Raw genomic sequence first — 21,953 nt, 5'->3', positions numbered from 1 at the left:
ACAATTCATTCGTAACTACGATTTTGACAACCATTTTAGTATAACATAGATGCGTATAGTTTCAACTTATTTCATACTTCATGGAGTTCTGTTAATTTTTCTAACATTTGTAAAAAGTCAATGATTTCATAGTTCATTTCCTGTACTTTTCCGAGCATAGATTGTACAAAGTCAATATAACTATAAGCAATATCATCGGCTTCGAACGGGCGCCATTCGAACGGATACGTTACAATAGCATGCTTCGCCATTAAATATTGTACCATTTCTAACGTTGATGGGTCTTGCTCTAATTTATTTTCAATTATTTTTTTTACATCCCTATACTGAGGTAACTGATTTGGTAGGACTAAATTGATAGGATTAATAATTTTTGTTTCATTAAATTTTGAGATAGCAATCTCTATTGACACTTCTTGTTCCACTAATAAGATTAATGCTAAGCTCTGAACAAATGGATGGATCGTTGGACATTCTATAATATCTTTCAATGCTGTTTTTAATTGTCGTACATTCGTATCCATTAAACGATGCAGTCGAATAGATTGTTCATCTGGCGTTAATGAACTAAATTCCGAAAGTTCATATTCTTGCTCTTCTAACAATCGTTTTGCATCCTCTTTTTTTTGGAGATTACTAGCAACCTCTTGATTCAAGCTTCTTAAGCGTTCAAATTTCTCGAGCTGATCTTCCGGAAGTACATTTTCTTCAATTAATGTCGTAATTAATGACTCTACTTGATGGTATTCCTTTAACTGCATACATACAGTAACATACAGTTCCATTACTTCCACATACAATGACGTTCCCATAGCAAACAATTGCTCACAAACACTTTTAACTTTCTCGTATGCTTTTAATTCATATAAAGCGTACGCATAGGTACTTAATGCAATTTCATCTCCAGCTTCATATAAAAATGCTTTTTCAAAGCTTGCCACAGCCTCTTCATATTGATAATTTTCCGCATACATATGTCCTTCACGTATTAATGTCTGAACAGCACCTGGAAAAACAACAATATTGTCATGTTTTATAACATGTCGTTTTCGCTTTGTCATTTTCCTCACCTCTTTACCACTATTTTTCTTATTAGTTCCTATATAAATCATCATCATAACATGAGGGTTTATTTTCGTATTCGACTGAGCGCTTTACTATGAGGTTCGATGAGATACTTGGGGTTGTTCAACGAAGACGTTATCACAGATCTTAATGCTTTAGCCTTCATTTCTCACTGCTCTCAATAAGGTCTCCTCTAGGACGATCCCACCTTCATTCCAATCAACCTCATTAAGATGATTTACGTTTCAATCAATGTCATTTTCAACTCTTCCATAAATAACAATATATAAACCAATAAATTTATTCACTACTTAAATTTTCACAAAAATCATTACTTTAGTATTTCATATTTTGTAATAAATTGTATTATAATTAATAATATCTTTCATTTATTACCGGCTTCGTCTTGTAATTTAAGAAAAAGTTCTTCACAAGGAGTGGAATACATGCAATTAATGGATACAGTTAACGAATTTGGTAGTAGCATCTCTCCTATGTTTGAGGCACTATCAATTAAAGTTGTTTCGTTTTCAACAGCGGACAGTCCCCATCAGAAGGATTATCCGATTGAATTTGAAATACTCACACGGACAAAGATTGATTTATACAAGCAAGAAGCGATTACACATATTCTAAGTATACAAGGTTACATTCCTGGCTCCATTTCAATTGGACACCAACATGAGTCACTTTTTATTATTCCCCAAAATGTACACATTGAATGCAACTATAAACTTCTAAGTATCGACAAAAAAGATATGCAACGAATCTTACAGCACTCTCAACCGAATCTTCATTATAGTGAATGGCTAATCGATGCCATTAAAAACGCAAATATTCTTGTAGAATTAAAAACCAATCAAAATACCTTTACTGAATGGCCGCTCGGTATAAAGTCAGCCGTTATATTATAACTAGGATGAGACATACTTAAATAGGTATGTCTTTTATTGTACACTCGTTTAGTCTACCCCATTTTATTGCTTGTCTATCATATCAACTTTCTCTTGATTCTGGAATTCCCATTGTGAATATAATCCTATATCTCTAGAAAACTTTACAAATCAACAAATTTATCGTTGAAGCGCTATAATAAAAAGACCTAGCTCCATATAAGCATTTTTACTATGTCTACGCTTGTTCTAAAAGTTATTACAAAGAAGGAATACATTTTTAAAATGCTCTTATAGAAAATTAACTTAACTTCGGGGGAATTACATATGGATATCAAAAATACATTACAATCATTTTCCACTATGACACATTCAGCACGACAAGAATTTATGTTGCAAAAGGGCGATTGGTTGTTACAAGAAATGTTAACGCACATCGGTTCACCAGATGCTGAATTACGAGACAAATTAATTTATCGTACTTTTATTGATATACTTAGCGACAATTTACTGAGCACCGAACAGCTACAATATTTATTTGATACTGTAATAGGCGACGATTTTTTATATTTAAATATAGGTGAAGAATTGACAGATAGCGTCTTTACACGTTCGTTTTCTGCTTTACTTGTAGCCGGCATTCTCGCAAAAGATGCCGAACTACTAGTTTTAAATGATGAACGTCTACAAATTTTCTTTCAAAAGATTGGTCGCTATTTATTATTGGAAAAAGATACAAGAGGTCATGTTCATGATAAAGGCTGGGCTCACAGCATTGCACATGGTGCAGATTTAGCAGCAATGACGATTAAACATCCTAAATTTGATTTACAGCACGCGCCTTTAATCTTGCATGCATTGAAACTTGTTACTTGGAAAGATACTGTCTTTGTCAACGATGAAGAGGAACGCTTAGTTAATATAATTGAAGCGTTACTAGCTCGTGACTACTCCGAGGAAGCATTAATAGAATTTGTCGAACAGGTATTTGATAAATTTGAAATGCATTTAGTGACTCAGGGCTATAACGAAGCCTTTTTTAGTGGACGTACATGTACTTTAAATTTAATGAAAACATTGTATTTTGCCTTAAAGATGAATAACTTAGCCCTAAAACTTCAAAATACTATCTATGGACAAGTAGCAAAATGGCTAAAGCTCGGAGCTTAAAATCAATCAATTTCACCCTTAATTGTACCGATTAAAGATAAATTTCACCTTCTCTCTGCTTAGAACATTTATTTTCGTCTTCATAACCAAATTTAGCAAACCAAGGATATCCTTAGTTTGCTATTTTTACTTTTCAGGTAAAACATTAAGAATACAATTTATGGAAGTATATAATTATATTAACATAATTAATGTATGTTTCCGAAATACCCCTTTCCATTCATCCCTTACATTGAAAGTTTATCCTGATATATCCACAAATCTACTTTTCGCGGACCCATCTTTTTAAAAAACGCAACAAAAAAGCATTCAGTACCTTAACATAACGGCGATTTTATTACAAAATGACGTCTAAAATGTGAAATGGGATTTTCACAAAAAAAACTATTTACTTAGTTAAACACGAGAAACTCAGTGTTTTCAACGTTTCAACAGTGTTTATTTAATTAAACACAAAAATACTAATATTGAAATAACGATTTTTGTTCAAAAAATGTTCATATTCATCCCTAGTTTACTATTAAAAATATAAAAAAATAATTTTTTTTCTGTAAAACGGGGCGTATAATCCAATGTGCAACAACGACATTTGTGTCGATCGATTATGACACATTGTCTAGAAAATCGATTACACAGATTAATGATTTTGCGAACGCTTGCACTAGACCAATCAAATACTAGATTCAATGTTTCATATTGAACCATGCCATTGTAAGTATTTCTGATTATTTGATTGGTACAACAACTAAAAGAGGTGACCTTATTACCCACTATTTATAATTTCGAATCTACTATATAAACACATGAAATTTATGAATAGCCGTTTTATAGAAAGGAGTCAAACATGAAGAAAAAGTTAAGCTTAATGTTTATTGCATTTGGAGCGCTTGCAGTTCTTTCTGGCTGTGAACCCCTAACAATCTTTGATCCAAAAGGGCCAAATGCCAAAACATTATCAGACACAATTATTTTATCCATTATTACAATGGCCTTTATATTACTAGTCGTGTACGTGCTTTTAGCATTTATGCTAACAAAATACCGTGCTTCAAAAACACCTGCCGATTATGAGCCTCCTCACGAAGAGGGTAGTCATTTACTTGAAATTACATGGACAGTTATCCCTATTATCATCGTGGCATTCTTAGCAATTGTTACTGTAAGATCCACGAGTACAGTAGAAGCTCAACCAGCAGGTTATGACAATAAAGAGCCACTTGTTATTTATGCATCTTCCTCTAACTGGAAATGGCACTTTAGCTATCCAGAGCAAGGGATTGAAACTGTAAACTATGTAAATATTCCAACTGACCGTCCAATCGAGTTCAAACTTTACTCTTTCGGACCAATCACAAGTTTCTGGATTCCGCAATTAGCTGGTCAAAAATATGCGATGAGTGACATGTTAACAACTATTCACCTTGCCGCAGATGAGGTTGGTTCATACATGGGCCGTAACTCTAACTTTAGTGGTCGCGGTTTTGCTGAAATGGAATTTGAAGCGCAATCTATGACACAAGAAGACTTCGACAAATGGGCTACTGATGTAAAAACAAAAGAAAAACCATTAACAGAAGAAAAATTTGATGAACTATTAAAAGCAGAACACGTTGGTCGTTCAAGCTATTCATCTACACACTTAGAATTTAGTCCAGCTCCAATGGAACATAGTGAACACATGAAAATGGGAGACATGGATCATAGCAAAATGAACCATGGGGATCATTCTGATTCACAAGAAAATTCTGAAGCAACACATTCACATTAATTTTTAAACCCGAAAGGAGCGCATCCAATGAGTATGGAAGAAGTATTCCATCCTATGCAAGAACCGATGATTTTAGCGGCAGCTATTAGTATCGTAGTTGGAGCAGTGGTTATCGTAGCTGGCCTTACGTATTTCAAAAAATGGGGCTATTTCTACAAAAACTGGCTATCAACTGTTGACCATAAAAAAATCGGTATTATGTATATCGCTACAGCACTTTTGATGCTATTCCGTGGCGGTATCGATGCATTGTTAATGCGTGCACAAACGGCAGTTCCTGATAACGGACTTCTTGATGCACAACACTATAATGAGATTTTCACAACACACGGTTTAATCATGATTTTATTCATGGCTATGCCATTCGTAATTGGTTTAATGAACATTGTTATCCCACTACAAATTGGTGCACGTGACGTTGCCTTCCCACGTCTAAATGCAGTCAGCTTCTGGTTATTTGCAGCTGGTTGCGGTTTACTAAACCTATCATTTATCATTGGTGGTTCACCTGATGCTGGTTGGACAGCTTACTTCCCACTATCTGGGACAGAATTTAGTCCATCTGTTGGGGGCAACTACTATTCTTTAGCTTTACAATTATCAGGGATTGGTACGTTAATGACTGGTGTTAACTTCATCGCAACAATCATTAAAATGCGTGCACCTGGTATGACATTAATGAAAATGCCAATGTTCACTTGGTCAATTTTAATTACAAACGTTATTATCGTATTTGCATTCCCAGTGTTAACTGTTGCACTTGCATTAATGATGTTAGACCGTCAATTTGGTACACAATTCTTTGCCATGCAAAATGGTGGTATGGATATGCTTTGGGCCAACCTATTCTGGGTTTGGGGACATCCTGAGGTTTATATCGTTATCCTACCTGCTTTCGGTATTTTCTCTGAAATCATTGCGACATTTGCTCGTAAAAACTTATACGGCTATAAATCAATGGTTATGAGTATGGTCGTTATTTCATTACTATCGTTCGTAGTATGGGCCCACCACTTCTATACAATGGGTCACGGTGTAATGGTAAACAGCGTGTTCTCTATTACAACTATGGCAATCGCTGTTCCGACAGGGGTTAAAATATTTAACTGGTTGCTCACAATGAGACACGGTAAAATTCAATTTACAACGCCTATGCTTTATGCTCTTGGCTTTATTCCTATCTTCACAATTGGTGGGGTTACAGGGGTAATGCTAGCAATGGCAAGTGCTGACTATCAATATCATAATACGATGTTCTTAGTTGCCCACTTCCACTATGTATTAATTCCAGGTACAGTATTCGGTGTACTTGCAGGTTACCACTACTGGTGGCCAAAAATGTTCGGTTTCCGTTTAAATGAAAAACTAGGTAAAGCTGCTTTCTGGTTAATCGCTATATGCTTTAACGTAACATTCTTCCCTCTATTCATTTTAGGTTTAGATGGTTACGCTCGTCGTATGTATACTTACTCTGAGTCAACTGGCTACGGTCCATTGAACATGCTATCGTTCATCGGTGGTATTGGTCTTGCTGTCGGCTTCGCGTTAATCGTATATAACATTTACTACAGCTGGAAACATATGCCACGTAATGAAAAAGCAGATGTTTGGGATGGTCGTACGTTAGAATGGGCTACTCATTCTCCAGTACCAGAATATAACTTTGCAGTAGTTCCAACTGTTTCACGTTTAGATGAATTCTGGTTCGCGAAAAAAGAAGGTCGCGATATTACAGCAGGTAAAATTGAAAAGATTCACATGCCTAACAACACTGGCACACCATTCTGGATGAGCGGATTCTTCTTCCTTGCAGCATTCTTCGCTGTATTTAATCTATGGATTCCTGCCATCATTAGTATGGTTGGTGTATTCGGCTTTATGATTCATCGTTCGTTTGAAAAAGATCATGGTCGATACATTTCAGTTGAAGAAGTTATGGCAACTGAGAAAAGCTTGAGAGGTGATAAATAATATGAAAATCGATTCTTCACTTCCATTAGAATATAGTACAGAAGAAAATCGCCTGAAAATTTTCGGTTTCTGGATTTTCCTTGGTGCCGAGATCGTATTATTCGCCACACTATTTACAGTGTATTTTACACTTCAAACACGTACTGGTAGTGGCCCAAGTGGCGCTGAGATTTTCGAATTAACACCAGTATTATGGGAAACATTCTTATTATTAACAAGTAGTTTCACAATTGGTCTTGGTGTTCACGCAATGCGTATTGGCAATAAAAAAGCGATGATGGCATTTTTCATCATCACACTTCTATTAGGTCTTGGCTTCTTAGGCATTGAGATTGATGAATTTATCACATATGTTGATGAAGGTGCAACAATTCAAACAAGTGCATTCTTATCGGCATTAATGACTTTACTTGGTACGCACGGTGCCCACGTAACATTCGGTTTCTTCTGGGGCGTTGCAATTTTAATCCAAGTAGCTAGCCGTGGTTTAAACCCACAAACGGCTAACAAAGCGTTCATCTTCTCACTGTACTGGCACTTCCTAGACGTTGTTTGGATTTTCATCTTCAGCTTCGTCTACTTGAAAGGACTGATTAGCTGATGAAGGAATTATTCCCAAAACAACATGTGATGGGCTTCGCCTTCTCACTATTACTAACAGTTGTAGCTTTAGCTGTTGTTAAATTCGATATGTCACTTAACATGGCATTTGGCGTTTTACTAGTGACTGCTCTTGCACAAGCAACTGTACAGTTAGTATTATTCATGCACATCGGTGAATCTGAAGACAAGAAAACGTTATATACAACGATTTTATATTCAGTATTCGTAGGTGTTGTCACAATCATTGGTACATTATTCGCAATGATCTGGGGCTATAATTGATAAACAAAGCCGAGAAAATGACTTCATTTTCTCGGTTTTTTCTTTTTGTAAATATATTTTTCCACCATCAAAAGCAGACTCAACTCAAGAAAATTCCAGTCCTTCCAATGCCTCGAACACCACTCCCTCTGTCTTACTTATATACAAACACTAACTGTTATGCTCCCTAACTCCAACGCAAAACCATTAGAATCCTCTAACCAAAAACTAATCTACTAATGATAGTTTATTGTCTAAGCACCTTTGCGATATTTTACAATAGCTAACAACAGATCTATGGAGCACCAATTAATATTCATTTACCATTTTTCTTGCGACTTATCATGAGTAATAAGGCTTATAAATAAAGGTGTACGTTGGGTATTTACTATTATTTTACTATCGAATTAGTACTGATTTTTAAATAATGAAACTTTTACTTTTATACTAATGTATACTAGTAGTTGATGTTTTTACCAAGAATAGGAGATGAAAGTTAATGAACAAATTTTTTAAAGTTTTAAGTGTTGGAGCATTAGCACTAACGCTAGCAGCTTGTAACAGTAGCGCTACCCCAAAGAAAGACACAACTAATACAAGTAAACTCACTTTAGAGCAAGTGTATGAAAAAGCAGTAGAGCGCCAAGCAGACATTAAAAGCTCGAGTGCAAAAATGGAGATGACTCAAGAATCCAAAGTTGGATCAGGTGAACAATCTATGGAGTTTACCATCGATTCAAAAATGGATATGGATTTAGTTACTGATCCACTCTCTATGCACTTATCAGGTTCAATGACAATGCCAGATCCGGCTAGTGAAGACCAAAAAAATACGGAAATGCCGATTGATATGTACATGAAGAAAGATCAAGGCTTTTTCATGAAGGATACAGCATCTAACGTTTGGTTTAAATTACCAGATGAGCAATTAGATGCAATGTTAGAAGAAAATGTATCATCTGCTAACGCTAAGGCACAATTAGATCAGCTTAAAGACTTTATTAAAGATTTCAAATTCGAGCAAACAGATGATGCATATGTCTTAACTTTAGACGCTAAAGGCGATAAATTTAAAGAACTTATCGATTCTGAAATTAACAAATCAATGAAAGATATGGGTCTTGAAAATAATCCACTTGATAACTTAACAATCGATAAAATACACTACATTCTACAAATCGATAAAAAGACTTTCGATACAACTAAAATGGATATGGATTTCGATTTGAAAATGAAAGTTGAAGATCAAGAACTATCAATGAAAACAAAATCAGTTGTGACATACACTGATTTCAATCACCTAAAAACAATCGACATCCCACAAGAAATTATCGATAAAGCACAATCTATTCCACAGTAATTAACAATGTGACTGTATAAAAAAAGGAATCTGCATACTTTAATGTACGCAGATTCCTTTTCTTTGGGTACCACTTCACTTACGGAAATCGCCCTCATTTAAGCTTAACAACATTCACAAGGATTCCCTTGAACCATTTTGTTTTCAACACTAATGACCTCTACTTATCCATAGAAGCATTTACGCTTTACATATTTACTTCATAGATATGCTTTAGCCTCTATAGAAAAATGAAGTAATCCTTCAAAATCCTTCAGTTCCGAATTAAGATTGTTATACGTATATTCATAGTTCATTCCCAGTTTATCTACAATTCGTAAAGATGCCACATTTTCAGGATGAATAACAGCAATAACTTTAAATAAACCAATCTTATTAAACGCATATTTCAGTAAAGCTTGTGCCGCTTCATACGCAATCCCTTGCCCTCTATAAGCTTCCGAAATACCATAATATATTTCGATCTCAGTTTCTTTTACATCATCTGGACCAATGCCACAATAGCCAATTAACGTTTGGCTTTCCCTATCTACAATGGCTAGATTAAGCTTATGTATTTGAGTAGGTGTGTTTTTTTTGTTACATTGAATGGACCACTCTATTATTCGTTGAACATCATCACGGCTAGGCACATCCTCTGGGATAAATTGATAAAAATTAGGCTCAGAAACGACTGCATATAATGCATCCAAATCAGTTAGAGCATATGGGCGAATTACTAGTCTCTCAGTTTCAATATATAGATTTAAAAACATAATGATTACTCCTTATTACTAAAATAAAATAGATCGTCCTGTCTTTTGTGTACATATACTAGTCCCAATAATTCTTCATTAGATCAGTTGCCCAATGTGGCTGTTTTACTTCTCCTTTTGGTAAAAACTCTTTCATTACAGGTTTTATATCAATGATTGGTGTTCCATCAATAGCATCTAAACCTTTAACGATTATTGCTCTATCCTTTAACTCTAGTAATTCCACAACCGTTACGCCTATTTTATTAGGTCTGTTTTTACCTCTCTGTGCGAAAATACCGACTTCCGGATAGTTCTTATTATTTCTTGGATGTCTCGCTTCATATTGGATATTATCATCAGCAACTTTATCGAAATAAAAAATTATTTCTAAATGAGAAAAATCATCAATCCCTTTTAAAGAAGATTCATGAATATCTTTTGTCAATTCAATCGTAGAAATGACGTCACCCCAATTATCGTCTTCAATCACTTTTCGACTATTGCTCACTACAGCGATTGGTTTAATGTTATAGATCATTTCAAGACCTCTTCTCTTCGTTGAGTTTTCCATGCACATTTCCGTTTAATCCCAGTATACTTTAGCTAGTGCAAATGTCAATTTACGGTAATGAACTTACAATTTCAAAGCTCATCACCATAAAGTGTGGTTGATTGATTTCCGTTCCGATTGGGTGCTTTCCTGAGGGCGTCGGGCTGTGCGAAAGCGTAGTGCTAACGTAGCGACAGCGACACGATGTTAGTCACGAAGGCGTTATCACAGGACGTGATGCTTTTAACCTTCGTCCCCTACCCGCTTCGGATTCAGAAGGGATTCTAGTTGGATTTCTCGTATTTTGTACTAATCCAGACAAGGATGGTAACTATTGGATTCCGGCCATAATGATTGACGAAAAACATCAAGGCAAAGGTTATGGCAAGGAAGCGATGGAAGCCTTGATTCAGTTTATGAGTATTTCAAATTGCAAAAGAATAATGATTGGACATCGACCAAACAATCAAATTGCGAGAAAGTTGTATGAATCTTTAGGGTTTATAAAAGTTAGTGAAGAAGTAATAGACGGTGAAATAGTACGTACGTCTACTTAAAATCGGTTAACAATTTACATTGACTGTCGGCAGTCTTTACTTTAGCTGAAAGAATTAATTGTTGTAAAATTGGCTTTATACCAAGAATATAGCCGTATGAGCTATTTCTTTTCCATTGTCCTTATTCAGTTTCAAAAAGCAAAACCAAAATAAATAGTTATCCAAATAGTTTGTTGTCACACCATTAAACCGCTCCATCCAACCTTTTAAACGTTTATCATAAGAGTTTACATGTTGAAATCCCTTTCTTAACATACAACCCCTTTCAGGTATTTATGACTTCATGGATATTCCCATTTTCCTTTTGGAATCCGTACATAATAAGGCATCTCTATGAATCTGATTACCTCTTTCCGCTCCAATGAAATCACCTATTCAATCACAATATTTTAAAGATAAGCCTTGTAAACATAAAATACATGAAAATGTTGCGAGGATTATGATATGGTATATTATCTACAATGAAATTTTAGAAGGTGGAAAACATGTTAGAAGTAAGCGAAAGTAAGTTAGCACAATATAGTATACATTTTATTAGCGATACACTCGTGTTAGGTGAGGAGTCATTTTCGCAGCCAGAGGTCATGCTAGAGGCAGCTTTTACACAGCTAGCGTTTAGTAAAATCGATTTAGAGCAGCAATACGAATTTTTCCATGAAACAAATATTGAGTTAAATGAGGTGTACACATATGTGAGGGCAATTTTTGATCAGGAGACTAGTTTCCATGAACAATCAATTAACATCGCTAAACACTTACATAGTGTATCTCAACACCCTAACATTAAAAGCGGCGAATTGTTTATTGGATTATTTGACAATTGTTTTCTAGCTACTGAAGCAAAAAAAATAATTGCTATTGTTAAAATTGATGAAAAAGAAATGTTTTTAGATGTGAAAAATGACCAAAACAAAATGATTGTCAATGGTATCGATGGCATTAATGTAAAGAAAATTAATAACATGGCCATTATCGTAGATATGGGGACGGATAAGGCACCTGCTGTCTTTATGAAAACGAAAAGGAAAGAAGATATTGTCTACTGGCAAGAGCGATTTTTAAAGATAAAAGCAGCAGATGAACATTATTATAAAACGAATTTAGCATTAACAGAATGCAAAAAATATATTTTAAAAGAAGAGAGCTTTACCAATACTGAGAAACTGGGGCTTTTAAATAGAACGCTTGATTACTTTAGAAATGAAGATGAATTTCAAGTAAATAATTATATTGAAACGGTGTTTGAAAATGCGGAGCCAACACAAAAAGATATTATTATAAATTCGGTAAAACCTTATGAAACCGTTATTTCTGAGAGCGCACTTGAAAAGGCTGAAAAAAAATATAAACGTAAAATTAAACTCGATTCTAATATTGAGATCCAGGTGAACGTACAGGATATTGACCAAGTGGATGAACTCATCGAAGTAGGATACGATGAATCTACAAATCGAAAATTTTATAAGATTTATTTCCAGGAAGAACTATAATTAAATTCTAAGAGACTTTCCTAGTTTTTATGGGAAGTCTCTTTTTTAGCTCATCACCATAACGTGGTTGATTTCCGTTCCGACTGAGCGCTTTCCTAGGGGGCGTCGGGGCAACAAATGTTTTCTGTGCGAAAGCGTAGTGCTAACATAGCGGCAGCAACAAGGTTTTGTCTGTGCGAAAGCGAAGCGCCAGCAACAAGGTTTTGTCTGTGCGAAAGCGAAGCGGCAGCAACAACAGGATGCCACGAAGGCGTTTTCACAGGACGTGATGGTTTTAGCCTTCGTTCCTCTATTGCTGATCCCCAAGGAGTCATCCAATCTCCACTCCAATCAACTTATATCAATGCATACGTCATCTACAACTTTTGTTGTTGAGCCCTTTTTTCAATCTATAACTTTATACGGTCGAGAATAACATTTAATAAACCATTCCCCTTAAATATCTAGCCAGTTGCAACTTTAAAACATCTTCAGGATTATTAAGTATCACCTATACACCAAATTTGTTAATGTGTTACAATTCAGTTAAATAATTTTATTAAATAGGAGGATCTTTTTAATATGTCCTATATAAACGATTTACAATATTATATTGATAGTGCTTCAATCGGGAGTTTACTCGAACTTCTTTTAGTGACAACTTGTATTTCAACTATTATTTATTTAGTAACTAAAAATCAATATATTTCGTACTTATCGTCTGCACCAATATTTTATTTTCTTTCGATAATTTTGTACCATAATTCGCACTTCATTCTGCTTGTCTTAGCCATGACGGTTCAAGCCTCTGTTATTTTATTTATTCAGAAGAAGAACCTACTAAAGGTAATTACAATGAAAGACAAAGCTCACGACAGTATTTAAGATGATAAAATAAAGGACTTGTTTTTATGATTGATCAACAAGTCCTTTAAAACTTTAAAAATACCACCTTAAACTCTTCCACATGTTAATGCTCTGGCCCAATCAGATCTATTTTGATCTTCGCTTCGTTTAATAACTTCCGTAGTATCATAAGGGATGCTCAACTGCTCAATAACCCATTCACCATTCCGTTTTTCTACAACTGTATAGTTCGCAAATGGTGTGCCTGATTCAATCTTATAATAAAACGGCTCGACTTCTTCATAAGCCGGCAAACCGACACTACCCGGATTAATAATGATTTTGTTGTTAGGTAAATAAACAATCGTTGGTAAATGGGAGTGACCACAAAAAATAATATTTTGAGGAATATCTTTTACTAAATTCATTATTTCCTCTGTCTGTTTTAAAGTCACAGCATTTGGAGTAATTTCATTCAACATATACAGCTCATCATTTTCCGGTGAAGCATGGCAAAAGTAAAAATCATCTGTTTGAATCGAAAATGGAAGATTACATAACCAGCTTTTATGTTCTTCCGTGAGCATGTCTAAGACATATTGAACGGTTGGATTTTCTGATGAAGATTGTAATAATATCCGATCACAATTTCCACTTACACTTTTAATATCTATACTCTTTATCATTTCATATGTTTCTAACGGGAATAACGGTCCATATAGAGTGTCACCTAAATTATAAACCTTATCGATATTTCTATATTTTATATCCTGTAGCACTGCTTTTAATGCATCTTTATTTCCATGAATATCTGATAGTACAGCTATTTTCACTATATCCTCCCCTTAATTAATTTTACATTTCTGGAGCTTCCATACCGAAATTCGCCCATTCCTCTTTAGCTGGACCATAAATGCCTGGAACAGATTCAGATTAGTAGAGTTTTTCAATATATTTATTTAATTCTTTTTGATTAATCGATCCTTTTATCGTGTACTTTAATATACCTTTAGAATCAAATATAAAAGTTGTTGGATAAGCCCATATTTCAAATGATTTTTGAAGTGCACCATCTAAATCAAGAAATATAGGGAAATTCAAATTGTATGACTCTTGAAATTTCATAGCATTTTCACTACTATCTTTAGAAGTTGCATTGATCGCTAATAGCTCAACATTTTCAGATTTATTATTATAATAATCCCTTAATTCAGGAGCCTCTTCTTGACAAGGTCCACACCAAGATGCCCAAAAATTAACGATTAGGACCTTTCCATTGTATTCTTTAAATGTTGTTGTTGATTCGTCTAATCGTGTTAACTTTGCATCAAAAACAAGCTGTTTTGTTCCATCTTCATTTTCTACTATCGGATTAATCGTTGCTTCTTTTATGAATACATTTTTCAAAACAATTCCTATAAGTAATACGACTAATAAAGCTGAGAAATATAAACCAAAACGCTTTTTAAACTGCATATATGATCACCCAAATTACCCCTTTTTAAAATATCTTTTTCCCTTAAAACGTACCTATATTGAATTTTGATAAGCTAATATTAATTTTTCTTTGGCTTTCTGACCTGCTAATCCTGTTTTTAATAATTCATCAGATGTTTGATGATCTAAAGTTTTTGTAAATTGGTTTAATAAGTTATCTATCAACACGTCGGACATCTCGCCTGTGCTTTGATCTGTATCTTGTCCCTTTGGTAATTTGGTTTCTTTAATCATTACTCTTTCACCATTTAATTTTGTTACATAATGACGAATATAACCATCTTCTCTTATAATTTCATATTTCGCTTTTTCCTGTTTATTTTTGTCTAAAAATAAATCTGGAGATAGTCTATTTAATTCATCTTTTTTAATCGTATTTATGTAATTATTATTTGTAGATTGGATCCTCATTCTCTTGCCCACTTTCATTCGTTTTTTCGGCATTCAAAGAATACTACTTAATTAACTTTCCATTATATAAATCAATTACCATTTTAACCAATTTAATCAATTCGGTCTACTCTCTATATATCGTAGTAGCTATCCCCTTTTATCATTGCAGTCTTGCAAGACAACATTTTTGGCCTGCAAAAAATTCTTTCGAACAAATCAGTAGTGATTCTCATATTAATATTGCGAAGATTATCTTGATGTTTTCCCTTTATAACTGGTTTGTTTATGCGATCCATGTAATGAAAAAATTTCCATAAAGAAATTGACTTCCTAATTTGTCCAATGTTATATTTACTAATGCAGTAATTTACTAAATTACTAAAATTTTAACAACAAAGGGGTTGTAATGATGAAAATACCTACACATTTAAAGCATAAACCTGTTATCGTTGCTGAAAATTATGCCGATATTGATGGACGTACTGCTTATCATACAGATGCACAGGGGCTTTCACTTGGCTTAGCTCAATGGAATGACAGAGGCAAGGTTGATATTTCTGCTAAGGTGTGGCGTCATACAGGTGGTAAATGGTCACGTCAATCGGAGGAACTACCGCTTCATCGCGTACTTGACCTCGCTATTTTAGTATGTGAGTCTCAGCTTTATTTTAAGGAAGCTTATCGCTACGATCATTTATATGATGAAGAAAATCCTATTATTAAGCGTGTTGGCTTACAAGGTGATGCAATGACAGTAGAAGTATGTACGGAAAATGAACAAATTAAAGAGGATATTCAGCTCTTTAATCAAGCATTAAGTGCGGATGGTGAGCTAATTGGCGAACGCCTGCGCACGCTATCACATATTTTAAAGGAAATGGGTTATTAAAACTCAAGAGGGGATAAAAATGGACCAACAAATTTTACATGATGATAAAAAACTGCAGAAAGCTTTTTTTAACTTTTTAATCCCTGTTATGCTAGCGAATGTGCTGCAATCACTAGGGCAAGTCTTTGGCATGTTTATCGTTGGGCGCAATTTAGGTGTCGATGCGCTAGCGGCGATTTCAGCATTTTTCCCATTCTTCTTCTTTTTAATGGCATTTGCTATTGGGATTGGCTCAGGTAGCTCGATTTTAGTTGGGCAAACGTATGGGGCTGGCAATCACGAGAAGATGAAGGAGGTTGTAGGGGTAACTTTAGCCTTTACGACGATTTTATCGATTGTCGTCGCGATTTTTGGTGGCTTTTTCATTGAGTGGATTTTACGCTTTATGCAAACACCCGCAAATATTTTAGATATGAGTATTAGATATGCTCAAATTTTATTTTTCACGCTACCGATTATGTTTTGGTATATGGTGTACACAACCTTTATGCGTGGTGTCGGTGACTCTAAAACACCCTTTTTATTTTTAGTCACAAGTGTTATTTTAAATATCGCATTCCTACCACCATTAGTTTTTGGCTGGCTTGGCCTGCCTGAGTTTGGCTTAAACGGCGCTGCTTATGCCTCTGTTTTATCCAATCTAGTGACGATGTTATTATTATTTGCCTACCTGCATAGAACAAAGCATATTTTGCGCTTAGACAAATCGATTTTACAGCATTTTAAATTAAAGAAGGATATTTTAGCTTCATTATTAAAGTTAGCCATTCCAGCGAGCATTAGTATGGTTGCGATCTCTGTAGCTGAAATTGCTGTAATTGGCTTCGTTAATGTTTACGGCTCCGATGCTACTGCTGCTTACGGTGTTGTCAATCAGGTCGCTAGCTATGCACAAGTGCCAGCGATGAGCATTTCTATTGCGACTTCTGTATTTGTTGCGCAGGCTTTAGGAGCAAACTCTACAGATATGATTAAAAAAATTCGTCAATTAGGTGTGCTCGTTAACTATATTTTAGGTGGCGCTATTATTTTAATAATGTATTTATTTGCGGAGCCTATTTTATCTTTCTTTATTGATAAACAGGATACGGTACTTATCGCCAAGGATTATTTATATATCGCATTTTGGAGCTATTTAATTTTTGGCCATACACAAACCGTATCGGCTACAATGCGTGCTACAGGAGTTGTCTTATGGCCTACAATTTTCCTAGTCATCGCAATTTGGGTAGTCGAGGTACCATTGGCGTTTATTTTATCGCATTACACTACATTCGAGCTAAATGGCGTTTGGATAGCTTACCCTACTGCCTTCTGTGTGCATTTTGTATTACAATACGCATACTTCAAGCTAGGCTGGCAAAAACGAACATTAAAAGCAATGCTAAGCGATTAATCTTTATGATAGAGCCTGTAGACAAAGCCGCATGCGTGCTTTGTCTACAGCAATTTTATAGGGTTTAGAGTAAGTAGAACACCCGATAGCATTGATAAATCAGGATTTAAGTTTCCTTAGGCGGAATTATTCCCCAAACCAGTAGGAGAAAGAATACTAATCCAATTAAAAAGAATATAACTGAAGTAATAAATATCGGACCAATTTTATAAGTGAACTGCTCTCTTTTCTGGATTATGCCCGTTTGCCCACTAACTTGAGAAGTAAATACCCTAGACATGGCTCCACCACTACTTGAAAAGTAAAAAGTGCCCCCAGCAAAAGCTATACCAGTGAAAAACATTACCTCAATAAATCTTACGGAGAAAAATGAAGCAATAAAATACGTAATTAAAACTTCCACAATAAATGCCACTATCATAATTATCAAATTTTTCCTACCCATATATATCCCCCTACTCTTCAAAGTTTATGTTTCTTACTCTGTATACGATTGAATTCAATTCAAGTTCCGATTTTATACTAATTATCCAGTTTATTATAGAATTTATTTTACCGTTCTACGATTTTCCTATAATGACCATTTTTCCAGTTAGGTAATGGTTAATTGTTGTGCCAATCCATTTTTCCATTACAACGTTTCTTTTTTCGCATAAAAAAGAGGCATCCTAATGAAAGGATGCCTCTTTTATGGTTACATCATTAAAATTAAAGTTTTACGATGTTTGTAGCTTGAGGTCCACGTTGACCTTCTTCTACTGAAAATTCAACTTTTTGACCTTCTTCAAGAGTTTTGAAGCCGTCACCTTGGATAGCTGAGAAGTGAGCGAATACGTCATTTCCACCTTCTACTTCGATGAAACCGAAACCTTTTTCTGAGTTAAACCATTTTACTGTACCTTGTGTCATTTGAATGACCTCCATTAATTGTATTAATTAAAATCATATTACCAAAAGAAAATTCACATATTACAAAAAGCATCAAATAAAACACGATTACTCTTTGTAATATGTGAATTTATTGTTCTCTTGAAAACGATTTTATTACATTTACTATATACAATAAAATCACATTTGTCTAGTACTAAAGATGAATTATTAAATAAACAGTTTTCTTACTAACCTAAAACGTCACTAAATAAGTTCAACAAACAAGGTGCGATAATCTTTTTAGATCAACGCACCCCGTTAGTAAACTTAGTTTTTGACAAACATCTATTGTGGTTTCGTTGCCATTAATTTTAGATCAAGACCAATAAATACAACGTCAGCTACCTTATTCATAAATAAATACCACCATTTACTTTAAGTACCGTGAAGAGTACAGCTGATTGTGATAAGATAATCGAAGATAATCGATAGACCAATAGTAGAAAGAATTGTATTAACTACAATGACTTTTGTTTTAGTTATCATGTGAAATGAGGTTTAACAAATGAGCTTTATTAAGCTAACGCATGTCGAAAAAGCATATAATTCCCAGCAACCTATATTAAAAAATATTAATATGACGATTGAAAAAAGCGAATTCTTTGTATTAGTAGGTCCGTCTGGTTCAGGTAAAAGTACACTTCTGCGCCTTATTGCTGGTTTGGATAAAATGACGAGTGGCACAATACAAATGCATGGAAAAACATTAGATATGGCTTCCCCTCAAGAACGAAATCTATCAATGGTTTTCCAAAATTATGCACTATACCCTCATCTAACAGTGGAACAAAATATCTTATTTGGTTTAAAAAGAAAGGGAGTTCATATGCAAGAGCAACAGAAACGTTTACAAGAAAGTGTTGAATTGCTCAAGCTGACTGATTATTTACATCGAAAACCAAAAGCTTTATCTGGCGGTCAACGTCAGCGCGTTGCTCTTGCACGTGCTATTGTAAGCCAATCTCCGCTATGCCTAATGGACGAGCCTTTATCCCATTTAGATGCACAATTACGAACACAAATGCGGACAGAAATCAAACAACTACAAAAAAAATTGGGCTTAACAACTATTTATGTAACCCACGATCAAACAGAAGCGATGACCATGGGTGATCGGATAATGGTTTTACATAATGGGTGTATTCAGCAAATTGGAACACCTCTAGAACTGTATAATCAACCTAGAAATCTATTTGTTGCAAGTTTTATAGGCTCTCCTACTATAAACATGGCAACTGCAGTTCTAGAAGATTCTACGCTCATTATTGAAAATCAATTTAAAATGAAACTTCCAACCGATGTTTATACACGTTTACCTCAACATACACCTTTAACAGTCTGCGTTCGTCCAGAGCATCTCCAAAAAGGAGACGTTTTGCATCTTCCTATAGTAAATATTGAACAGCTAGGACATGAAACGCATATCATTGTCCGATTGGCAGATCAAACATGGACTATAAAATGGAGTGGCCAACATTCCTTTAAAATCGGAGAAATACTTCCTCTCCAGCCTCAACATCTATTATTTTTTGATGCGGAAACGGAAGTATTATTATAACTTTTCGATTAAAGTAAAAAATACTTGCCTTTTTGGCAAGTATTTTTTATGTAGTTGAAAAATTTTTTGTCAATAAAATTAAGGCCCCTTCTAAATAAAGTATGGCTCTTCAGCAAAACGAGAGGTTGATTTCTGTTCCGACTGAGGACTTTTTCTGAAAGAAGTTAAAGTGTTTCATATATAACCTGTCCCATTTGAGTGACGTCATAATCTCCTAGTGCAACTACTTCTGATTGGAAATCTGGTGAATTTAATATCTCTTTTACCGATTCAACCAGCAATTGATTTTCAGGTGTTTTTAATAGGACAATATCATAACGTTCTCTAATAAGTGGTATAAAGTCAACCTCCATGAGTTTTGATATTTTTTCAATGCCTATTCCAATGTCTGCATTCCCATTTGCGACAGCAGAAGCTACGTCTATATGGCTCATTTCTTCTTCGTTATACCCTTCAATTGAGGATGGAGAGATGTGATGAATACGTAATTGTTCATCAAGAAAAGTACGAGCACCTGAACCTTTTTCACGGTTCATCAATTTTAGTGATTTGGTCTTAAAATCATCCATTGATTGAATTCGCAATGGATTTCCTTTTTGAACGTAAAAGCCTGCTCGGCGTGAAATCAGATTGAGAAGAATATAAGAGTGACTTACAAAAATCTTTTTCAAATAAGGGGTATTATATTCCCCTGTATCACCGTCGTACAAATGTAAACTAGCAATATCACATTCCCCATTATATAGCGCCATGACACCATTAAAACTACCTTCATGTGAGCGCAATACTTTATTTGATTGTTTTTTCTCTATAAATTTCCCTAATAAGTCTAAGGCTAAATCTTGTCCGCTAATAATAATTTTTTTATTTTTTGTCGAAGGAGTAGTCGAGGCAGTAGATGCAGCAGGAGTTGCTCCTGTCTTGCTCTTTTGTATATATAATTGTAAATCGGTTCTATCCACACGCATTTGTCGGCCTACTCGAAAAATAGGTAAATCTCCCTTTTTCACTAAATCGTAGATCGTTAATTTTGAAACCTTTAATAATTGAGCCACCTCTTCAATCGTATAGGAATGTTCATGTGACATGTAAAAAATCTCCCCTTCTGCTTCTATTGATTACTATAGTATCGTAATTATAATATTTTTAACATCTTGAAAGTTTCTAGCGATTTGGTATTTCTTTTTTAGACATAACTAATTATAATTAGTAATGTCTTGTTATAACGAGTTATAAAAGGAGTATAATCAAAGTGAAAAAGTATTATAGTTTAATAGCTTTATTGTTACTACTGGTCGGCATTTTAGCAAGTTGTGGTAGCCAAGGAAGCAAAAACAAAACAAACAAACCAGTTGAATTAACGATTTCCGCAGCAGCTAGTTTACAAGAATCATTAGAAGAACTTCAAAAAAACTATGAAAATGAACACGATACTATTAAAATCACATTTAACTTTGGTGGCTCTGGTGCTTTACAACAACAAATTTTAGAAGGTGCTCCTGTTGATCTTTTCTTTTCAGCAGCAGAGGATAAGTTTGATGAGCTAATTCAAGAAGATTTAATCGATAAAAAGCAAGGAACAGATCTTTTAGCGAACGAATTAGTATTAATCGTTCCTAAGAAAAATGAAAAACAGATTCACTCATTTGAAGACTTAAAGAAAGTTGATAAGATTGCCGTTGGTACACCTGAAACGGTTCCTGCTGGCAAGTACGGTATAGAAACATTGAAAAATATGAACCTTTGGGAACATGTAGAATCAAAAGTAGTATATACAAAAGACGTACGACAAGTTCAAACTTATACAGAAACTGAAAATGTTGATGCAGGTCTGGTTTATAAAACCGATGCCCTTATATCAGAAAAAGTCGATGTCGTTACTACAGCCAAAGAAGATACACATACACCTATCATTTATCCTGTAGGTGTTATCAAAGATAGTAAGCATGCAAAAGAAGCGGAAGAGTTTTATCACTATTTACAAAGTGATCAAGCGATGAAAGTTTTTAAAAAATACGGCTTTCAAGGAACTCATTAATA

Annotated in this window: 23 protein-coding genes and 1 pseudogene; 14 read left to right on the top strand and 10 right to left on the bottom strand. The window is 34.6% G+C overall.

Features of this window, described 5'->3' with window-relative positions:
• Positions 1 to 71 precede the first annotated feature (71 nt).
• Positions 72 to 1,061 carry a hypothetical protein gene (locus tag ACIQLB_RS06095; protein ID WP_400722392.1) on the bottom strand — a complete coding sequence of 330 codons (990 nt, stop codon included), beginning with the start codon at positions 1,059 to 1,061 and terminating at the stop codon, positions 72 to 74.
• Positions 1,062 to 1,511: 450 nt separating this feature from the next.
• Between ACIQLB_RS06095 and ACIQLB_RS06090 the strand changes: the two genes are divergently transcribed.
• The 7 genes from ACIQLB_RS06090 to ACIQLB_RS06060 all read left to right on the top strand — a co-directional run bounded on the left by ACIQLB_RS06090 (position 1,512) and on the right by ACIQLB_RS06060 (position 9,091).
• The gene (locus ACIQLB_RS06090; protein WP_400722389.1) at positions 1,512 to 1,979 is read left to right on the top strand and encodes a hypothetical protein; all 468 of its coding nucleotides are present in this window, start codon (positions 1,512 to 1,514) and stop codon (positions 1,977 to 1,979) included.
• 306 nt (positions 1,980 to 2,285) lie between these two features.
• Positions 2,286 to 3,128 carry a DUF2785 domain-containing protein gene (locus ACIQLB_RS06085; RefSeq protein ID WP_400722386.1) on the top strand — a complete coding sequence of 281 codons (843 nt, stop codon included), beginning with the start codon at positions 2,286 to 2,288 and terminating at the stop codon, positions 3,126 to 3,128.
• Positions 3,129 to 3,972: 844 nt separating this feature from the next.
• Positions 3,973 to 4,896, top strand: coding sequence for a cytochrome aa3 quinol oxidase subunit II (gene qoxA, locus ACIQLB_RS06080; RefSeq protein ID WP_400722383.1), 924 nt, complete (start codon positions 3,973 to 3,975; stop codon positions 4,894 to 4,896).
• Positions 4,897 to 4,923: 27 nt separating this feature from the next.
• Positions 4,924 to 6,867, top strand: a complete 1,944-nt coding sequence (gene qoxB / locus ACIQLB_RS06075; protein WP_400722380.1) for a cytochrome aa3 quinol oxidase subunit I — start codon at positions 4,924 to 4,926, stop codon at positions 6,865 to 6,867.
• 1 nt (position 6,868) lies between these two features.
• Positions 6,869 to 7,468 carry a cytochrome aa3 quinol oxidase subunit III gene (gene qoxC, locus ACIQLB_RS06070; protein WP_400722377.1) on the top strand — a complete coding sequence of 200 codons (600 nt, stop codon included), beginning with the start codon at positions 6,869 to 6,871 and terminating at the stop codon, positions 7,466 to 7,468.
• Entirely contained in the window at positions 7,468 to 7,752 is a 285-nt protein-coding gene (qoxD, locus tag ACIQLB_RS06065) for a cytochrome aa3 quinol oxidase subunit IV (RefSeq protein ID WP_400722374.1), read from the top strand. The genes qoxC and qoxD overlap by 1 nt, the downstream gene beginning before the upstream one ends.
• Positions 7,753 to 8,230: 478 nt before the next feature.
• Positions 8,231 to 9,091: a DUF6612 family protein gene (locus ACIQLB_RS06060; RefSeq protein ID WP_400722371.1), complete on the top strand. Its 861-nt coding sequence runs from the start codon at positions 8,231 to 8,233 to the stop codon at positions 9,089 to 9,091.
• Positions 9,092 to 9,291: 200 nt separating this feature from the next.
• On the opposite strand, the gene ACIQLB_RS06055 is transcribed toward ACIQLB_RS06060, so the two are convergent.
• Together ACIQLB_RS06055 and tsaA are read right to left on the bottom strand one after the other, a co-directional pair.
• Positions 9,292 to 9,846, bottom strand: coding sequence for a GNAT family N-acetyltransferase (locus tag ACIQLB_RS06055; RefSeq protein ID WP_400722368.1), 555 nt, complete (start codon positions 9,844 to 9,846; stop codon positions 9,292 to 9,294).
• Positions 9,847 to 9,904: 58 nt separating this feature from the next.
• The gene (tsaA, locus tag ACIQLB_RS06050; RefSeq protein WP_400722365.1) at positions 9,905 to 10,366 is read right to left on the bottom strand and encodes a tRNA (N6-threonylcarbamoyladenosine(37)-N6)-methyltransferase TrmO; all 462 of its coding nucleotides are present in this window, start codon (positions 10,364 to 10,366) and stop codon (positions 9,905 to 9,907) included.
• A gap of 236 nt (positions 10,367 to 10,602) precedes the next feature.
• On the opposite strand from tsaA, the gene ACIQLB_RS06045 reads away from it, so the two are divergent.
• Positions 10,603 to 10,935 (top strand): GNAT family N-acetyltransferase, encoded by a 333-nt coding sequence (locus tag ACIQLB_RS06045; RefSeq protein WP_400723082.1) that lies wholly within the window; start codon positions 10,603 to 10,605, stop codon positions 10,933 to 10,935.
• 99 nt (positions 10,936 to 11,034) lie between these two features.
• Here ACIQLB_RS06045 and ACIQLB_RS06040 read toward each other — a convergent pair.
• Positions 11,035 to 11,172: pseudogene (locus tag ACIQLB_RS06040) on the bottom strand (IS1595 family transposase); the annotation flags it as partial.
• A 248-nt stretch (positions 11,173 to 11,420) separates the two neighbouring features.
• Here ACIQLB_RS06040 and ACIQLB_RS06035 point away from each other — a divergent pair.
• Both ACIQLB_RS06035 and ACIQLB_RS06030 read left to right on the top strand, forming a co-directional pair.
• A complete protein-coding gene (locus ACIQLB_RS06035; RefSeq protein WP_400722362.1) occupies positions 11,421 to 12,425 on the top strand; it encodes a nucleoid-associated protein in 1,005 nt (334 codons plus the stop codon).
• 561 nt (positions 12,426 to 12,986) lie between these two features.
• Positions 12,987 to 13,289 (top strand): hypothetical protein, encoded by a 303-nt coding sequence (locus ACIQLB_RS06030; protein WP_400722359.1) that lies wholly within the window; start codon positions 12,987 to 12,989, stop codon positions 13,287 to 13,289.
• A gap of 68 nt (positions 13,290 to 13,357) precedes the next feature.
• On the opposite strand, the gene ACIQLB_RS06025 is transcribed toward ACIQLB_RS06030, so the two are convergent.
• From ACIQLB_RS06025 to ACIQLB_RS06015, 3 genes are all read right to left on the bottom strand, one after another.
• A complete protein-coding gene (locus ACIQLB_RS06025; protein ID WP_400722356.1) occupies positions 13,358 to 14,083 on the bottom strand; it encodes a metallophosphoesterase family protein in 726 nt (241 codons plus the stop codon).
• 100 nt (positions 14,084 to 14,183) lie between these two features.
• A complete protein-coding gene (locus tag ACIQLB_RS06020; protein ID WP_400722353.1) occupies positions 14,184 to 14,726 on the bottom strand; it encodes a TlpA family protein disulfide reductase in 543 nt (180 codons plus the stop codon).
• 54 nt (positions 14,727 to 14,780) lie between these two features.
• On the bottom strand, positions 14,781 to 15,191 hold the full coding sequence (locus ACIQLB_RS06015; protein ID WP_400722350.1) for a hypothetical protein: 411 nt from the start codon (positions 15,189 to 15,191) through the stop codon (positions 14,781 to 14,783).
• 358 nt (positions 15,192 to 15,549) lie between these two features.
• Here ACIQLB_RS06015 and ACIQLB_RS06010 point away from each other — a divergent pair, with 358 nt between their 5' ends.
• A complete protein-coding gene (locus ACIQLB_RS06010; protein ID WP_400722347.1) occupies positions 15,550 to 16,029 on the top strand; it encodes a DUF6530 family protein in 480 nt (159 codons plus the stop codon).
• 19 nt (positions 16,030 to 16,048) lie between these two features.
• Positions 16,049 to 17,425, top strand: coding sequence for an MATE family efflux transporter (locus tag ACIQLB_RS06005; RefSeq protein ID WP_400722344.1), 1,377 nt, complete (start codon positions 16,049 to 16,051; stop codon positions 17,423 to 17,425).
• Between the two features lie 106 nt (positions 17,426 to 17,531).
• Here ACIQLB_RS06005 and ACIQLB_RS06000 read toward each other — a convergent pair whose 3' ends face one another.
• Both ACIQLB_RS06000 and ACIQLB_RS05995 read right to left on the bottom strand, forming a co-directional pair.
• Complete coding sequence (locus tag ACIQLB_RS06000; RefSeq protein WP_400722341.1) at positions 17,532 to 17,870, bottom strand: hypothetical protein; 339 nt, start codon at positions 17,868 to 17,870, stop codon at positions 17,532 to 17,534.
• Positions 17,871 to 18,133: 263 nt separating this feature from the next.
• Entirely contained in the window at positions 18,134 to 18,334 is a 201-nt protein-coding gene (locus ACIQLB_RS05995) for a cold-shock protein (protein ID WP_053484870.1), read from the bottom strand.
• A 526-nt stretch (positions 18,335 to 18,860) separates the two neighbouring features.
• Here ACIQLB_RS05995 and ACIQLB_RS05990 point away from each other — a divergent pair.
• Positions 18,861 to 19,913, top strand: a complete 1,053-nt coding sequence (locus ACIQLB_RS05990; protein ID WP_400722336.1) for an ABC transporter ATP-binding protein — start codon at positions 18,861 to 18,863, stop codon at positions 19,911 to 19,913.
• A 164-nt stretch (positions 19,914 to 20,077) separates the two neighbouring features.
• Here the strand turns inward: ACIQLB_RS05990 and ACIQLB_RS05985 are convergent, their stop codons facing one another.
• Positions 20,078 to 21,001: a substrate-binding domain-containing protein gene (locus tag ACIQLB_RS05985; RefSeq protein ID WP_400722333.1), complete on the bottom strand. Its 924-nt coding sequence runs from the start codon at positions 20,999 to 21,001 to the stop codon at positions 20,078 to 20,080.
• A gap of 164 nt (positions 21,002 to 21,165) precedes the next feature.
• Here ACIQLB_RS05985 and modA point away from each other — a divergent pair, with 164 nt between their 5' ends.
• On the top strand, positions 21,166 to 21,951 hold the full coding sequence (gene modA / locus ACIQLB_RS05980; protein WP_400722330.1) for a molybdate ABC transporter substrate-binding protein: 786 nt from the start codon (positions 21,166 to 21,168) through the stop codon (positions 21,949 to 21,951).
• The last annotated feature ends 2 nt before the right edge of the window (positions 21,952 to 21,953 follow it).

The sequence above is a fragment of the Lysinibacillus sp. NPDC092081 genome (genome assembly GCF_044755845.1).
In the GTDB taxonomy this organism is placed as follows: Bacteria; Bacillota; Bacilli; order Bacillales_A; family Planococcaceae; genus Lysinibacillus.
This window is presented reverse-complemented; position numbering and strand designations above follow the sequence as displayed.

What these genes read in the sequence shown, in the direction of transcription:
- ACIQLB_RS06095 (WP_400722392.1), bottom strand. Translation starts at nt 1,061, where the DNA reads ATGACAAAGCGAAAACGACATGTTATAAAACATGACAATATTGTTGTT.
- ACIQLB_RS06090 (WP_400722389.1), top strand. Translation starts at nt 1,512, where the DNA reads ATGCAATTAATGGATACAGTTAACGAATTTGGTAGTAGCATCTCTCCT.
- ACIQLB_RS06085 (WP_400722386.1), top strand. Translation starts at nt 2,286, where the DNA reads ATGGATATCAAAAATACATTACAATCATTTTCCACTATGACACATTCA.
- qoxA (WP_400722383.1), top strand. Translation starts at nt 3,973, where the DNA reads ATGAAGAAAAAGTTAAGCTTAATGTTTATTGCATTTGGAGCGCTTGCA.
- qoxB (WP_400722380.1), top strand. Translation starts at nt 4,924, where the DNA reads ATGAGTATGGAAGAAGTATTCCATCCTATGCAAGAACCGATGATTTTA.
- qoxC (WP_400722377.1), top strand. Translation starts at nt 6,869, where the DNA reads ATGAAAATCGATTCTTCACTTCCATTAGAATATAGTACAGAAGAAAAT.
- qoxD (WP_400722374.1), top strand. Translation starts at nt 7,468, where the DNA reads ATGAAGGAATTATTCCCAAAACAACATGTGATGGGCTTCGCCTTCTCA.
- ACIQLB_RS06060 (WP_400722371.1), top strand. Translation starts at nt 8,231, where the DNA reads ATGAACAAATTTTTTAAAGTTTTAAGTGTTGGAGCATTAGCACTAACG.
- ACIQLB_RS06055 (WP_400722368.1), bottom strand. Translation starts at nt 9,846, where the DNA reads ATGTTTTTAAATCTATATATTGAAACTGAGAGACTAGTAATTCGCCCA.
- tsaA (WP_400722365.1), bottom strand. Translation starts at nt 10,366, where the DNA reads ATGATCTATAACATTAAACCAATCGCTGTAGTGAGCAATAGTCGAAAA.
- ACIQLB_RS06035 (WP_400722362.1), top strand. Translation starts at nt 11,421, where the DNA reads ATGTTAGAAGTAAGCGAAAGTAAGTTAGCACAATATAGTATACATTTT.
- ACIQLB_RS06030 (WP_400722359.1), top strand. Translation starts at nt 12,987, where the DNA reads ATGTCCTATATAAACGATTTACAATATTATATTGATAGTGCTTCAATC.
- ACIQLB_RS06020 (WP_400722353.1), bottom strand. Translation starts at nt 14,726, where the DNA reads ATGCAGTTTAAAAAGCGTTTTGGTTTATATTTCTCAGCTTTATTAGTC.
- ACIQLB_RS06015 (WP_400722350.1), bottom strand. Translation starts at nt 15,191, where the DNA reads ATGCCGAAAAAACGAATGAAAGTGGGCAAGAGAATGAGGATCCAATCT.
- ACIQLB_RS06010 (WP_400722347.1), top strand. Translation starts at nt 15,550, where the DNA reads ATGAAAATACCTACACATTTAAAGCATAAACCTGTTATCGTTGCTGAA.
- ACIQLB_RS06005 (WP_400722344.1), top strand. Translation starts at nt 16,049, where the DNA reads ATGGACCAACAAATTTTACATGATGATAAAAAACTGCAGAAAGCTTTT.
- ACIQLB_RS06000 (WP_400722341.1), bottom strand. Translation starts at nt 17,870, where the DNA reads ATGGGTAGGAAAAATTTGATAATTATGATAGTGGCATTTATTGTGGAA.
- ACIQLB_RS05995 (WP_053484870.1), bottom strand. Translation starts at nt 18,334, where the DNA reads ATGACACAAGGTACAGTAAAATGGTTTAACTCAGAAAAAGGTTTCGGT.
- ACIQLB_RS05990 (WP_400722336.1), top strand. Translation starts at nt 18,861, where the DNA reads ATGAGCTTTATTAAGCTAACGCATGTCGAAAAAGCATATAATTCCCAG.
- ACIQLB_RS05985 (WP_400722333.1), bottom strand. Translation starts at nt 21,001, where the DNA reads ATGTCACATGAACATTCCTATACGATTGAAGAGGTGGCTCAATTATTA.